Raw genomic sequence first — 14135 nt, 5'->3', positions numbered from 1 at the left:
TCTTGTCCTTCGAGACGGATCCCACCAGAATCGGCTTCTGTCGATGGGGGTGATTGTCCTGACAAGAATTGCCGAATCCGGTCCCGATGTCGTCAAGGCCTACCGCGACGGCACCGATCGGGCGATCTCACCTGCGGAGACTCTCGAACGGATCACTCCGCACCTGCCCGCGATGGGGATCAGCCGTGTCGCCGACGTCACCGGGCTGGACCACCTCGGCGTACCCGTCTTCATGGCCGTCCGGCCCAACTCGCGCGGCCTCACGGTGGCGCAGGGGAAGGGCCTCACCACCGAGGCGGCGAAGGTCTCGGCCATCATGGAGTCGGTTGAGACTTACCATGCGGAGCGGATCGCGGCCCCCTTGCTCCTCGGCTCGTGGCGGGAGCTCCACACCGAGCGTCCGCTCGTCGACGCCGACGAACTGCGTACGGCCACCGGCGAGCCGCTCGGCCGGGACGTGCGGCTGCTGTGGATCGAGGGCCACGACCTCGCGCGCGACGAGCCGGTCTGGCTCCCGTTCGACGTGGTCCACAACGACTACACCACGCCGTCGCTCGCCGGTGCGCCGTTCCCGGTCACCTCCAACGGACTCGCCTCGGGCAACCACCTGCTGGAGGCGACGAGCCACGCGCTCTGCGAGGTCGTCGAGCGGGACGCCGAGGCGCTGTGGCGGCTCACGACACGGCAGGAGCGCGAGGCGGCCCGGGTCGACCCGGCGACGGTCACCGATCCCGCCTGCGAGCACGTGCTGTCCCTGCTGGCCCGCGCGGGCATCGCGGTCGGCATCTGGGAGATGACGACCGACGTCGGCCTGCCCTGCTTCCTCACCGACATCGCCGAGGATCCCCGCGTCGCGCTCGCCGCCGTGGCCGGTGCCCGTGGGCAGGGCTGCCATCCGCGCCGCGAGATCGCGCTGCTGCGGGCACTGACCGAGGCGGTGCAGACCCGGCTGACGGTGATCTCCGGCTCCCGCGACGACATCTTCCGCGCGGAGTACCTCCGCGCCACCGATCCGCAGAACCGCGAGGCCGCCTGGACCGCGTGCGCCAAGGGCGAGACGCCCCGGCGCTTCACCGACGCGGCGACCCGCAGCAACGCCACCTTCGCCGATGACCTCGCACACGAGCTGGAGAGGCTGCGCGCGGTCGGCATCGATCGGGTCGTCCGTGTCGACCTGGGCGGGGCGCCGTTCGGCATCTCCGTCGTGCGGGTCGTCATCCCCGGCCTGGAGCACTGTGTGGACCCCGCGACATACCAGCCGGGACCCCGCGCCCGGCGGCTTCGGGAGGCGTCATGACGATCCACATCTTCCTCGGACCCACCCTGAGCCTGACCAAGGCCAAGGAACTGCTGCCCGACGCGCTCTTCCTGCCGCCGGTCAGCCAGGGCGACGTGCTGCGCTCGGCAGCGCGCCGGCCGGCCGCCATCGGCATCGTCGACGGCCGCTTCCAGGACGTGCCCGCCGTCTGGCACAAGGAGATCCTCTGGGCGATGAGCCGCGGCGTCGCCGTCTACGGCAGTGCCAGCATGGGAGCGCTCCGCGCCGCCGAACTCGCCGACTTCGGCATGCGCGGTGTCGGGACGATCTTCGAGGCGTACCGCAGCGGGGCGATCAACGACGACGACGAGGTCGCGGTGGCGCACGCCGATGCGGCGGACGGTTACCGCGCGGCCAACGAGGCGATGGTCAACATCCGCCCCACCCTGGCGCTCGCGACCCGCGACGGCGTGGTGGGCGACGCGACCGCGACCGCGCTCGTCGGCCTCGCCAAGCAGGCCTACTACCCGACCCGCGGCTATCCGCAACTCCTCGCCGCCGGAGCCGAGGCGGGACTGCCCGCCGACGAGCTCGCCGCGCTGAGGGAGTGGCTCCCCGCCAACCGGATCAACCAGAAGGCCCTCGACGCGCAGGAGATGCTCCGCCTGATGGCGGCGCAGGCGTCGGCCACCGCGGCGGCGGTGCCCTTCCGGTTCGAGCACACCAGCTTCTTCGAGCAGTCCCGCCAGTCCGCCGGTGAGCTCAGCGGTGCCGCCGCGCAGGCGGACCCGGATACGCGGGCCGGGGGACCGGCCTCGGTCACCGCGCTGGAGATCCTGGAGGAGCTGCGGCTGGACCCGGCGGGCTACCGGCACGTCTGGGAGCGGGCAGCGCTGCGGACCGTCGTCGACGGCGGTCACGCGGCCACCCCGGTCAATCTCGCGCAGGCCGCCGAGCGGTTCCGCCGGGCCCGGGACCTGATGGGCACCGACGAGATCCGGGCCTGGCTCGCGGCGAACGACACCTCCGTCGAGCACTTCGCCGCGCTCGTCGGCACCGAGCAGCGGGTGCACGGTGTGATCGACGAGATCGCCGAGCGCCTGCCCGCCGCCGTCGTGGACCAGCTCCGGGTCGACGGCACCTACGCACCGCTGGTCGCCGCGATCGTCGCCAAGCGGGAGTTCCTCGCCGAGCACGGGCTGGACCAGCCCATCGCCGCCACCGACGACGAGACCACCGCACATCAGCTGCGCTGGTATTTCGACTCGATCGGCAAGCCGCTGCCCGCGTCGCTGGAGCTCCACTGGCGAGAGGTCGGCTTCACGGATCAACGCGGTTTCCTGCGGGCGGTCCGGCGCGAATACCACTTCCGGACGCTCGCCCCGCCGGGGGAGTAACAGACCACCGCCGGAGCCCGACCTCCCCCAGAACCGGGCTCCGGCGGATTCACACCGCTGTCGATGGAGGTGATTGTCATGGACGCACTGATCGAGGCCGGTTCGAAGACCTATCGCGACGGTACGGATCGCGCGGTCTCCCCGGCGGAGACACTGCGCCGGATCACGCCGCACCTGTCGGCGATGGGGATCACCCGGGTGGCGGACGTGACGGGGCTGGACCACATCGGCGTACCCGTCTTCGTGGCGATCCGGCCCAACGCGCGCGGCCTGTCGGTCTCGCAGGGCAAGGGGCTCACCGCCGACGCCGCGCGGGTCTCGGCGATCATGGAGTCGGTCGAGTCCTACCATGCCGAGCGCGTGGTCGCGCCGCTGGTCCTGGGCTCATGGCGGGAGCTGCACGCCGCCCGGCCGCTGGTCGACGCCGCGCTGCTGCGGACCCGGGACGGCGAGCCGCTCGATCCCGATCTCCGGCTGCTCTGGATCGAGGGCTGCGACATCGCCCGCGCCGAGCCGGCCCTGGCTCCCCTTCGACATCGTGCACACCGACTTCACCGGCGGCTCGCAGGCGCGGCGGCTGTCGCCCTTCCCCGTGACCACCAACGGCCTCGCCTCCGGCAACCACCTGCTGGAGGCGACGAGCCACGCGCTCTGCGAGGTCGTCGAGCGCGACGCCGAGGCGCTGTGGCTGCGGACGCCGCCGGCGGAGCAGGAGGCGGCCCGGATCGACCCGGCGACGATCGCGGACCCCGCCTGCGAGGAGGTGCTGTCGCTGCTGGAGCGGGCCGGCATCGCCGTCGCGGTCTGGGAGATCACCGCCGACGTCGCCCTGCCGTGCTTCGTCGCCGAGATCACGGAGGATCCGCGCGTCGCGCTCGCCGCCGTGGCCGGGGCACGCGGCCAGGGCTGTCATCCCCGCCGCGAGATCGCGCTGCTGCGGGCGCTCACCGAGGCGGTGCAGAGCCGGCTCACGGTGATCACCGGGTCCCGCGACGACATCCGCCGCGACGACTACGCCCGGGCCACCGATCCGCAGAACCGCGAGGCGGCGTGGTCCGCGATCGTCAAGGCCGAGACGCCGCGCAGCTTCGACTCCGTGCCGACGCGCAGCAGCCCGACATTCGACGAGGACCTCGCCCATGAACTGGCCTGCCTGCGCGAGGTCGGCATCGACCGGGTGATCCGCGTCGAGCTCGGCGGTGCGGTGGCGGGGGGCATGTCGGTGGTCCGCGTCGTCGTACCGGACCTGGACCACTGCATCGATCCGGCCGTCTACCGGCCCGGCCCGCGGGCCCGCCGGCTGCGGCCACCCCTGTGACGTCATCAGCTGCGGCGCCGTCTTCCCACGGTGACCGCAGGCCAGCTCGATCGGCGGAGGTCGCCGGTCGCCGATGTTCCGCCAGTGATGTGCCGGGATCACCCGGTGCGCTCTTGTCGGATCGAAGAAGGGAAGTACACCATGAAGACCGAGCTCGAGTTCGAGGCTCCCGTCGCAGTGATCGCTGCCAACGGCACGACCCTGCGCGTCACCCTCACCCCGTCGTTCGACGCCGAGCTGACCGAGGCGGAGACCGCCGCGCTGCTCGCGCCGCTCGCCTGAGTCCCGCGTCAGCGGGTCGGTCAACACCCCGCCTGAACCGCATATTCAGGTGGCGTGACGGCTGACCGTCCATGCCCGCGCCGCCGCCAGGTCTACCCAACCTATGCACGGTGGCGGCGTGGTCGGAGCGTCGGGCTCCGTCGGCAACTCGTCGTGTTGACGGGTGCTCGGCGCTCCGCAACGCCTCTCTCGCGCCTATGGGCGGCGCGGCCGGGAGGTTGGTGCCGGGTGACCGGGGTCGTGCAAACGGGCATCGCGACCCCGGAACCCGGCACGTTATGCAGCAAGGCGTGGCCTCCTGACGCTGGGAGGCCACGCCTTGCTGCATGACGTGGGAGAGGACCGGGCGCCCGGCGAGGGCGAGAGAGCGCTCTCCAGGATGTGCCGGGCGCCCGGGCATATGACGGCGGCGACCTGCGCCTGCCGTGGCCTGTGGGTGGTGCGGTCGATCGGGAACGCTCATGTCGGAGAGCGCTCTCTGGAAAGCCAGGCTACCACCAAAGGGCGCGGGTTGGTCAATGTCCGTGGTGACATCCGGCAGGGTTCGGGGCTGGGCTGGGTGAATGCATCCGGGGGTACGCCGGTGGTGCTGTCCGCGTACCCCCGAGGGGTTGTTGTTGAAGATCGAGAGCGGATCTCGGCGTGCGCCACGGCCTCGTTCGCCGAACCGCGATTCAACGTATGCTGGTGCGACTGGCGCCGAGCTTGTGGGACGGTCTGTGTGGGCGTGCGAAAGGTCAAGGCTGCCGAGACGGAGGCCGCGCTGAAGGCGGCCGCGCGCACACTCTTCGCCACGCGGGGTTACCTGACGACCAAGATCACTGACATCACGGCCGCCGCCGGCCGGGCGACCGGTTCCTTCTACGACCACTTCGCCAGCAAGGAGGAGCTCCTTCAGGCGCTGCTGAGCGACATGCACGGCCAGGCCGGCGCGGCGATGGGCGCCGAGGGCCATCCCGACCACGATCTGACCGACCGCGCCCAGCTGCGGGCGCACATCGCCGTCGCCTGGCAGGTCTTCCGGGACCACCTGCCGGTGATGGTGGCGCTCTACCAGTCCTCGATCGCGACGGACCTGGGCACGAGCGAGGCGTGGCACCGGCTCGTCGGCGACACGGCGATGTTGCGGGACCACCTGGACTTCCTGGCGAAGCGCGGTCACCGGCTGCCCGGCGATCCGCAGCTCGTCGCCGGTGCGATGGGCGCGATGCTGGCGATGTTCGGCTACGCGGTGCTCACCTCGGGCGAGCAGGGTCCCCAGGTGTCCGACGACGCCATCGTCGACATGCTCACCGATCTGCTGCTGCACGGGTTGGCCGGCCCGACCGCGGCCTGAGGCGGCGCCGCGACGCCCTCGCCCGGTGGGCGGGCTGGGATTCGGCGGTAAGAAAATGCGCCGTGCGCGGATTACCCGGTGACGACACACCTGACACCGAGGGAGCGCAAGCCAGTGAACCCAGCGGACGCCGATCGGCGATTCACCGCCATCTACTACGAACATCATCCCCAGGTCTACGCCTACGCCGTCAGCCGGGCCGGCCGCAGCCTCGCCGACGACGTGGCCGGCGAGACCTTCCTGATCGCCTGGCGCAAGTTCGACGAGGTGCCCGCCACGCCGCTGCCGTGGCTGCTGGGGGTGGCCCGCAACGTGGTCCGCCGCCGCTACGACGCCGAAGTCCGGCAGACCGCGCTCGCGGCCGAATTGCGTACCTGGGCGCAGCCGGCGCACCGCGACGTCGCCGACGGGGTGACCGAGAAGGCGGCGATGCTGGCCGCGCTCGCCCGGCTCGGCGAGGACGACCGGGAACTGCTCACCCTCGTCGCCTGGCACGGGCTGACCGCCCGCGAGGCGGCCCGCGTCGTCGGCTGCTCCACCGCCGCCTACGCCGTCCGCCTGCACCGGGCCCGCAAGCGACTGCAGCAGGCCCTCGCCCCGTCATCTCGGCCGACCCGGCCCCGCCCCGCCGCCATCACCCTCACCAGCAAGGAGTACAGCCGATGAGCACCCACCGCGACACGCTCCGGGCGCTGACCGAGGCCCGCCCGGCCCGCCTCGACCCCGACACTCCGCCGGTCGATCCGTCCACGATCACCGCGTACCCCCGGGACAGCCGGGAGGCCGCCCGGCACCTGCCCACGCGGCGCCTGGTCCTCGCGGGCGGTGCGCTGGCCGCCGTCGCGGCGGTCGGCGTCACCGTGGCCGTCCGGCCGGGCACCGCTCCGCCGCGGTCCGGCACCGGCCCCGGGACCTCCGCTGTCGCCGCGCCGACATCCGCCGCGGACTGGCTCCTGGTCGCGGCCGAGTCGAGCGCCACGGCCGCCCATCGCAGCGGCCGCTACTGGGTGCTGCGCCATGAGGAGGGCGGTCGGGACCGCCCGGCCCTCGTCGTCGAGCAGTGGCTCGCCACCGTGGACCGACTCGCCAGCACCGCCTACTTCCGGGACCCGGCCGGCGGCACGTGGACCCCGCGCGCCATGCGGGGACACACGGCCGCGAACAACTTCCTGCTCGCGGGCGAGGGCCGGTCCGCGCGGACCCTCGCCGCCCTGCCCGCCCGGCCCGACCAGCTCAGAACCGCACTTCTCGCCTGGTACGCGCGCACCGGCCACCTGGACGGCGACCAGTCCGAGTTCCTCTTCTACTGCGCCAGCGCGCTGGTGCTGAACCTGCCCGTCGGCCCCGAGATCCGGTCCGCCGCGTACCGGATGCTGGCGGGCGTACCCGGAATCACCGCCCTCGGCCGCGTCACCGACGCGACCGGCCGGACCGGCGTGGCCGTGGCGATCAGCCACCGGGGCGACGGCGGCGCGCTGGGCCAGACGCGCCTGATCATCGACCCGGCGACCGGGACCGCGCTCGCCGAGGAACGATGGACCGACGGAGTCCGCAGCAGCTACACGGCGCTGCTGGCGGCCGGCTGGTCGGACGCGGACCTGCCGGACGCCGCCGATCTGCACTGAGCCGACTGATCCGACGAGGGGCCGCAGCAGATCTGTTGCGGCCCCTCGCCGGTGTGCCTACCTGCTGGTCCTGGCCACGATCTCGTCGAGTCCGGCGAAGCGGTTCTCGATGCCGCTGAGCCACCCGACGCGCCTGTCCTGGCTCACCGACTTGACGTTGTCGAAGTTGATCCAGGTCAGCGTCTTGCGGTGCATGCCGATCTTGTGGAACGTGCCGCGGATCATCGCGCGCTGGATCGCGTTGCCGAACCAGATCCGGTAGAGGAAGCCGGGCATCGTCATCGTCGTGATGATCGTGACGCCCTTGGTGCGGGTGAGCGGCGTGGTGAACCGCCCGCCCCTGCCCTCCTCGTAGGCGAAGCCCTTGAGGTAGACCTTGTCGAAGTAGCCCTTGAGCACCGCGGGCATCAGTTCCCACCAGATCGGGAAGATGAAGACGAGGTAGTCGGCGTCCCTGGTGCGCTGCTGGTAGTCGTGGACCTTGGGGTCGATGGCGGTGCCGGTGGCGTATCCGCGCAGGTCCTCGGCGGACATGACCGGGTTGAAGCCGTCCTCCTCCAGGTGCAGGAAGTCGACCTCGTGGTTGCCCCGGGCCAGGCCGGCCAGCACGGATTGCGTGAGCGCGTAGCAGTAGCTGCCGTCGTAGGGGTGGCTGAGAACGACCTTGACCTTCATGGCGCTTCCTCGGGGTGGGGGCTGATGTCCGCATCAGGCGGTCGGCATGTTCCATGGCGCAGTATTCGCCGAATCTACATTCGGTGAGTTGCGATTCAGTTTGATGCACGCGGACGACGCCGTCAAGGGGGGTTGAAGTGGCTGCTCACTGGGCAGATTCAGAAGATGGTCATGCCAGAGCTGGATCCCGACATCTACCCGCCGATCGATCCGACCGAGCCGGTCCCGGACGACCCGGGCGAGCTCCTGCCGGACACGCCGGAGACCCTCCCGGAGCCGCCGGTCGAGCCCATGCCCGGCCCCGACGACCCCACCAGCATCCCCGCTCCCGCCTGACGCGTTCCGGGGAGCGGCTCAGCCCCGCAGCCGCCTGACCTCTTGGCGGGCGAAGGCCACGTCGGGCGTCTCGGCGCCGCCGGCTGCGGCGAGCTGTGCCGCCAGGTCGTTGGCGGCGTCGAGGACATGGCGGGCACGGGACCGTTCCCGGTGGTTCGCGCCCGCCCTGCGGTACGCCTTGCGCGCCTTGCGGTCACCGGCCAGCGCGTCGAGTTCGGCGTCGGTGATGACGCCCCGGGCGACCTCGGGGGCCATGACATCGCGCATGAAGCCCCGCTCGCGCGGGACCGTCGTGTTGAACACGTGGACGACGAGGACGAGCGCGACGGCGATCAGCGCGAACCACACCGCGAAGGTCAGCAGCCCACCGGCCCGGAAGAGCGCGCCCTGGGCGTCCCAGACGCCGTGCAGCACCATCGCGGAGAGCATCAGGGCCAGGCCGAAGCCTCGGCGGCGCGGTTCGGCGGGGCGGCCGAGGAAGTAGACCAGGCCCGCCCCGAACACGGCGCTGTAGAGGATGTGCGCGGCGACGCCGACGACGATGCGGGTGATGATGGTGAGCGTGGCGCTGCCGAGCTGATCGGTGCCGAAGGCGCCGGCCGCGGAGTTCATCGCGTAGGAGATGTCCTCGAGGATCTGGAAGCCCAGCCCCAGGAACGCGCCGAGGATGAAGCCGTCGAACGCGGTGACGATCAGCCGCGGGGCGAGCGCGATCAGCAGGAGCAGGCCGCTGCCCTTGGCGAGCTCCTCGGTGAAGGGCGCGGTCAGTCCGGCGGCCCAGTTGGCGCTGAAGGTCTGCCCGAATCCCTTGCCCCACAGGGCGAGAGCTGCCTCGTTGGCGGGTTGCGCCATGGTCCAGGTGGCGGCGAACGCGCCCCACAGGAAGGCCAGGACCATCAGTTGTGGGTTCTGGCGCGCGTAACGGTCGATGCGCTGGGTGAACCACCAGAAGATCGCGCCGTAGACCGCGAACACGACGGTGCTGACGGCGATGATCGGGCCGTAGACGCCGGCCTCGTCGGTGATGTCGGTCAGCCACGCCAGCACACCGGCGCCGACCAGCACGGCGTACACCCAGAACGCCAGGTTGCGGGGTTGGAAGAACCGAAAACCCCGACCCCATCCGGAGGTACGCAGAGCCGCGGTGCGGGTGTCGTCGAGCAGTTCGACCGGGACTGCGGTCACGGGGTCACCTCACGAGTGGCTGATGGACAGGATCATCCGGGCGGCTTGCTCGGTCTGCGCTCGCCCGGCGTTCGGCGGCCCGGTGATGACGGCCTCGATCCCGACTCCGTCGACGACGAACGCCGCGAGCGCACCGTCGGAGGAGCTGCCGCTGTACTGGGCGATCACTCCGTTGAGGCCGCTCGCGGTCTGGATCGGCACCGGTGCCGAGGTGACGTGCAGCCCGTGCTCGCCGTTGAGCTCCGCCGACGTCTTCTTGATCTGTTCGAGCAGGGCGGTGGAGTCGCCGTCGAAGGAGCCGGTGGTTACCGCGAAACGCAAGCCGCCGTCCTCCACCACCGCGGTGGGCGGGAAGGCGCCGCCCGCGGGTGGGTCGTCGGCGCGGGTCCCGGCGGCGATGTTCCAGCCGGTGGCGGGCACGAACCGGACCCCGCGGGCGAGGGCGAGAACGTCACCGGCCCGGGCCTTGTCGGTGTAGGGCACCGCCCTGTTGACGGCGGGCAGCACGAAGTGCAGGACGAGCGCCAGGCCGAGGACGACCAGCGCCGGTGCGAGCGTACGGCGGTCCAGGCCGAGCCATCGCCGCTCGACCGGCACCCAGCCGTCGGGTTGCCGAACGGCACTTGTTTGTACCATTTGCGAATGATATTCGAGTTGATGGGTGATGTGAGCTACTTCCGGCGATGCGCCATCGGGGCAGTTGCGCATCGGGCGCGCGCAACTGCTTAGGTGGAGCTGTCGCACAGCGTCACGAGAGGACTGCCCCCATGACCGAGAAGACCCTGCTGTCCCGCAAGCACGACCGCGCGTTCGGCCACCTCGACCGCAACGGGACCGGCTTCATCGAGCGCGAGGACATCATCGACCTCGGTGAGCGGGTGCTGTCGGCCGTCGGTGAGCCGACCTCCTCCGAGCGCGGAGCGGAGCTGCTCGGCGCCTTCGGCGAGGTCTGGACGGTCCTCGTCACCGCCTGCGACCGCAACGCCGACGACAAGCTCGACGCCCGCGAATACCACATCGGCATGACCTGGGCATTCGTTCAGGACGAGGAGGGCTACGACCGGATCTTCCACCCGGCGGTGAAGGCGGTCATGGAGCTCGCCGACACCGACGGCGACGGGTCGCTGCAGGCCGGTGAGTTCCGCGCCATGCAGCTCGCCTTCGGCACCCCGGCCGACGAGATCGACGAGGCCTTCGCCGGTCTGGACCGCGACGGCAGCGGGTCACTCACCGTGGATGAGCTGCTCCGGGCGGCTCGCCAGTTCTACACCTCGCCCGACGATCGCGACCCCGGCAACGGCCTGTTCGGCCGGATCTGACCGCTCGAATGTAGAGACCGTGAATGGCGTGTGCCGCCGTGGCAGCACACGCCATTCACGGTCTCCTCAGGATTCGGCCGCCGCGAGCTCCTGGCCCCAGACCGACATGCCGCCGATCAGCGCGGGCCGCTCGGCTGAGGGCAGTCCGTGTCCCGCATAGATCGAGCCCATCGTCACGATGAGCCGTTCCCGCAGGCCCCACCGCTCGAAGCCGTCCACCGGAAACGTCCTCGCCGCCACGTCGTAGGCCACACCGGCCGCGATCTGCTTCTCCGCCCACACCCCGACCTGCTCCAGGTAGCCGCGGAACGCGGCCACCCCGGCCCGATCGGCCACCGGTCCGTGGCCGGGCACGAAGATCGTCGCGCCGGTGCCGAGCAACTGGTCGCACGCCCCGACCCAGCCCTCCACCGGCCCGGACCACATCACCGGGTGGTCGCCGATGAAGAGCAGGTCACCGGTGAAGACGACGCCCGCGTCCGGCACGTGCACGAAGACGTCTCCGTCCGTGTGCGCCGGGCCCGCCTCGATCAGCTCCACCTCGCGCGCGCCGACCGGGATGGTCAGCCGGCCCGCGAAGGTCCGCGTCGGCGGCGTCGGCTCGATGCCGGACCAGTCGAAGTCGGCGAAGTACCGCCGCATGTAGCCGCCGACCGGCGTCTGTGCCGGCAGCTGCATCATCGCCGTCATCTGCGCGGGGCTGATCTCGTGCGGCAGCTCGTCGGCGGTCGCCGCCGAACAGATCATCTCCGCCCCGGCGAGCAGCTGGTTGCCGTTGCAGTGGTCCCCGTTGCCGTGGGTGAAGACCAGCGTGCCGATCTCCACTCCCGGCAGCGCGGCCGCGACCGAGCCGAGCAGCTCGCGCGTCAGTCCCAGGGTGTACGCCGTGTCGACGAGCAGTGCCTGCGAGCCGTCGACGACCAGTCCGCAGTTGTTCCAGCCCCACGTGCCGGGCGGCTGCAGGTATGCGAATGTCTCGGGCGCGATGGCGTGCAGGCCCTGAGGGTAGGTCATGGATGCAGAGACTACCGCCGGGGCTGATCGTGTCGGCCGGCCATGGTGTGGCTGCGAGCCGGGCGGCTCATCCCCCTCCCATCGGCTTCAGTGCCAGGCGGCGGGCAGGCCGAGGAAGGCGCCGAATCGGTCGGCCGCCCGCTGCATCGCGGCCGACTCCGGCGCGGTGAGCCTGCGGGGGAGCACGGTGCTGACCTCGACGGCCGATTTCGTCGCGGTGTGCTGCCAGAAACCGAGCGCGACGCCGTCGAGCAGCAGTGCGCGGGGGCGGCTCGGCATCGGCAGCTCCGGTCCGCCCCGCCGCAGCATCACATCGCGGCTGTCGAGATAGCCGAAGACGTATTCGTCGTAGTCCTGCAGCAGGTCGATGACCGGGCTCGCGGGTGGGGCCGCGGGCGGCGAAGCGCCGGGCACGAAGAGGTAGGTGCGCTCGCCGACCACCTCGGTGCGGACCTCGGTGCCCAGGCTCGCCACGCTGCGGCGGGCCTCGCCGGCGGTGAGCGACGCCCAGGTGCAGTAGTCCTTGATCGTCGCCGGTCCGTGGCAGGCGAAGTAGCGCCGGGTCAGCATAGCGAGCGCCTCCTCGCGATCCGGCGGGGGCGCGGCGGAGGTCCGCGAATCCAGCAGCGCGTAGGTGTGCTGCTTGCCCCGCATCGCCCCGCTGACCAGCATGCCCTCCAGCTCGGCATGAATGATCATGTAAGCCAGCGGCACGCCCGTCAGCGGCATCCCGGCGGCGGCGAGGTGCCCGGCGAGCTCCGCGCGGGTGAGCTGCCGCCCGTCGGCGAGAACCCGGGCGAAGACCGCGCGGCCACGGGCGGCGGCCTCGTCGTCGACGCCGGTCTTGCGGTAGTAGTAGCCGTTGACCGCGTGCACCCGGGGCGCGCTCGCCGCCAGGATCCACCGGATGTCGGCGGTGTGCACGAAGTGCCAGGTCGGCCGGAGCACGTGGGTCCGCAGCAGCGTCCCGGCGGCGAATGCGGCATCCACATCGGAATCGGTGATGCCCGCCGCGCGCTGGGCGATCGACCACTTGGCGGGGAGGAACTCCTGCGCCTGCATCGCACCGAAGTCCCGCACGACGTCGTCGATCGAGGCGAGCGCCGGTCCCCACAGGTGCTGGCGGTGCATCCGCCGAGCGGCGATCTCACTCACCGGCGGAGCCTATCGAGCGGGTCTGACGTTCTATTTGCTGTCCTTGCGCACCTGGCGGCGCGCGCCGACGGCCCGGGTCGACGCGTGCCGCTTGCGCAGCGCCGGGGAGTCGGGGCGGGTGCTCGCCCGCTGCGCCTTGGCGGGGGCGGCCTTCGGCCTGGTGGTCCGGGGTGGCGTGGTGTTGCGCTCGGCCCGCGCGGCGGCGATGCGCTCGGCCTTCAGCTCCGTGGCGCTGCGCCGGGCGGCGACCGAGAGGCTGCGGCTGACCCGGGCCAGGGCCTCCTCGAAGACCTCGGCCTTCGCGGCGTTGCGCTGGTTCTTCGGGCGGGACTTGCCTCGGCCGCCGTACTCGGCGACCTTGGCGCTCGCCTCGCGGCGGTAGAGGCCGACGTACTTGGTGCGGGCGCGGCGGATGCGGGTGTGCAGCTCCACCAGGTCGTCCTCGTCGAGCATGGCGAGCCGGTCCGGCTCGGTCTCGCGGACCAGCGCGAGCTCGGCCTCGGTCAGGGAGTTCAGCAGCGCACTCATCGGTCCCAGCCCCTCTCGTGACTTTCCCCGACGGTATAGCAGCAGCGTGCGCCGCCATCACGTTTTGCAGCAAAGCGTGGCCTCGCACAGCGAGAAGGCCACGCTGTGCTGCACGGCGTTCAGGCGATGGCGTTGTCGATCATCATGGCGGCGACGGACTTCGCCACGGTCGCCGCGCCTGCGTCGCGGTCCATCTTGGCGCCGACAGTCGCGCCGTCGTAGAGGAGCACGAGCTGCCGGGCGAGCTGGTCCGGGTCGGCCGCACCCGCCTCGCGTCCCAGATCGCGGAAGAGCGACCGCACCCAGGCCCGCGACGAGTCGCTCACCTCCTCCACCGCGCTGCCCGGCTGGGCCTCGGCGCTGGCGTTGAGGAACGCGCAGCCGCGGAACCCGGTCTCGGCGACGAGGTCGCTCAGCGCGTCGAAGACGCCGAGCAGCTTCTCGCGCGGGGTGTCGTAGAGCGCCAGCTTGCGGGCGAGCCGCGCCTGCCGGGCCTCGTGCCGCCGGGCCAGATAGGCGCGGATCAGCTCGTCCTTGCTGCCGAAGGCGTTGTAGAGGGAAGCCTTGGCGACCCCGGCGCGCTCGATCACCTTGTCGATGCCGACGGTGTTCACGCCTTCGGAGTAGAAGAGCTCGTCGGCGGCGGCGAGCAGCCGCTCCCGTGCCGGTGAGCGGTCGGTGATCTTCGGGGACATGACTTGACGATA

Annotated in this window: 16 protein-coding genes and 1 pseudogene; 10 read left to right on the top strand and 7 right to left on the bottom strand. The window is 71.5% G+C overall.

The annotated features are described in order from the left end of the window. Positions 1 to 43 precede the first annotated feature (43 nt). The 8 genes and pseudogenes from F4553_RS10780 (at position 44) to F4553_RS10740 (ending at position 7216) form a co-directional block, all read left to right on the top strand. Positions 44 to 1297, top strand: coding sequence for a YcaO-like family protein (locus F4553_RS10780; protein WP_184835028.1), 1254 nt, complete (start codon positions 44 to 46; stop codon positions 1295 to 1297). Beyond that, entirely contained in the window at positions 1294 to 2655 is a 1362-nt protein-coding gene (locus F4553_RS10775; RefSeq protein WP_184835026.1) for a TfuA-like protein, read from the top strand. Before F4553_RS10780 ends, F4553_RS10775 begins: the two co-directional genes overlap by 4 nt. A gap of 63 nt (positions 2656 to 2718) precedes the next feature. After that, a pseudogene (locus tag F4553_RS42930) lies at positions 2719 to 3141 on the top strand (YcaO-like family protein); the annotation flags it as partial. Between the two features lie 52 nt (positions 3142 to 3193). Further along, positions 3194 to 3973: a YcaO-like family protein gene (locus F4553_RS10760; protein WP_184835022.1), complete on the top strand. Its 780-nt coding sequence runs from the start codon at positions 3194 to 3196 to the stop codon at positions 3971 to 3973. Positions 3974 to 4114: 141 nt separating this feature from the next. Continuing rightward, a complete protein-coding gene (locus tag F4553_RS10755; RefSeq protein ID WP_184835020.1) occupies positions 4115 to 4255 on the top strand; it encodes a hypothetical protein in 141 nt (46 codons plus the stop codon). 727 nt (positions 4256 to 4982) lie between these two features. Further along, positions 4983 to 5591 carry a TetR/AcrR family transcriptional regulator gene (locus F4553_RS10750; RefSeq protein ID WP_221469849.1) on the top strand — a complete coding sequence of 203 codons (609 nt, stop codon included), beginning with the start codon at positions 4983 to 4985 and terminating at the stop codon, positions 5589 to 5591. Positions 5592 to 5705: 114 nt separating this feature from the next. Then, positions 5706 to 6257, top strand: a complete 552-nt coding sequence (locus F4553_RS10745; protein WP_184835016.1) for an RNA polymerase sigma factor — start codon at positions 5706 to 5708, stop codon at positions 6255 to 6257. Further along, entirely contained in the window at positions 6254 to 7216 is a 963-nt protein-coding gene (locus F4553_RS10740; RefSeq protein ID WP_184835014.1) for a CU044_5270 family protein, read from the top strand. Before F4553_RS10745 ends, F4553_RS10740 begins: the two co-directional genes overlap by 4 nt. A gap of 57 nt (positions 7217 to 7273) precedes the next feature. Here the strand turns inward: F4553_RS10740 and F4553_RS10735 are convergent, their stop codons facing one another. Continuing rightward, positions 7274 to 7891 carry an NAD(P)H-dependent oxidoreductase gene (locus F4553_RS10735; RefSeq protein ID WP_184835012.1) on the bottom strand — a complete coding sequence of 206 codons (618 nt, stop codon included), beginning with the start codon at positions 7889 to 7891 and terminating at the stop codon, positions 7274 to 7276. A 171-nt stretch (positions 7892 to 8062) separates the two neighbouring features. Between F4553_RS10735 and F4553_RS10730 the strand changes: the two genes are divergently transcribed. After that, the gene (locus F4553_RS10730; protein ID WP_184841282.1) at positions 8063 to 8227 is read left to right on the top strand and encodes a hypothetical protein; all 165 of its coding nucleotides are present in this window, start codon (positions 8063 to 8065) and stop codon (positions 8225 to 8227) included. Between the two features lie 18 nt (positions 8228 to 8245). Here F4553_RS10730 and F4553_RS10725 read toward each other — a convergent pair whose 3' ends face one another. Continuing rightward, positions 8246 to 9412 carry a PrsW family intramembrane metalloprotease gene (locus F4553_RS10725; protein WP_184835010.1) on the bottom strand — a complete coding sequence of 389 codons (1167 nt, stop codon included), beginning with the start codon at positions 9410 to 9412 and terminating at the stop codon, positions 8246 to 8248. Positions 9413 to 9421: 9 nt separating this feature from the next. Then, positions 9422 to 10048 carry a hypothetical protein gene (locus tag F4553_RS10720; RefSeq protein ID WP_184835008.1) on the bottom strand — a complete coding sequence of 209 codons (627 nt, stop codon included), beginning with the start codon at positions 10046 to 10048 and terminating at the stop codon, positions 9422 to 9424. A gap of 131 nt (positions 10049 to 10179) precedes the next feature. Here F4553_RS10720 and F4553_RS10715 point away from each other — a divergent pair, with 131 nt between their 5' ends. Continuing rightward, positions 10180 to 10731, top strand: coding sequence for an EF-hand domain-containing protein (locus tag F4553_RS10715; protein ID WP_184835006.1), 552 nt, complete (start codon positions 10180 to 10182; stop codon positions 10729 to 10731). A 66-nt stretch (positions 10732 to 10797) separates the two neighbouring features. Here the strand turns inward: F4553_RS10715 and F4553_RS10710 are convergent, their stop codons facing one another. From F4553_RS10710 to F4553_RS10695, 4 genes are all read right to left on the bottom strand, one after another. After that, complete coding sequence (locus tag F4553_RS10710; RefSeq protein WP_184835004.1) at positions 10798 to 11745, bottom strand: MBL fold metallo-hydrolase; 948 nt, start codon at positions 11743 to 11745, stop codon at positions 10798 to 10800. An 87-nt stretch (positions 11746 to 11832) separates the two neighbouring features. Beyond that, on the bottom strand, positions 11833 to 12900 hold the full coding sequence (locus tag F4553_RS10705; protein WP_184835002.1) for a winged helix DNA-binding domain-containing protein: 1068 nt from the start codon (positions 12898 to 12900) through the stop codon (positions 11833 to 11835). A gap of 30 nt (positions 12901 to 12930) precedes the next feature. Next, positions 12931 to 13428, bottom strand: a complete 498-nt coding sequence (locus tag F4553_RS10700; protein WP_184835000.1) for a hypothetical protein — start codon at positions 13426 to 13428, stop codon at positions 12931 to 12933. Between the two features lie 119 nt (positions 13429 to 13547). Beyond that, complete coding sequence (locus F4553_RS10695) at positions 13548 to 14123, bottom strand: TetR/AcrR family transcriptional regulator (RefSeq protein ID WP_184834998.1); 576 nt, start codon at positions 14121 to 14123, stop codon at positions 13548 to 13550. Between the last annotated feature and the right edge of the window lie 12 nt (positions 14124 to 14135).

The organism is Allocatelliglobosispora scoriae, from assembly GCF_014204945.1.
Classification (GTDB): Bacteria; Actinomycetota; Actinomycetes; order Mycobacteriales; family Micromonosporaceae; genus Allocatelliglobosispora; species Allocatelliglobosispora scoriae.
The sequence above is the reverse complement of the archived record's forward strand: the minus strand, read 5'-3'. Positions and strand labels throughout refer to the sequence as shown.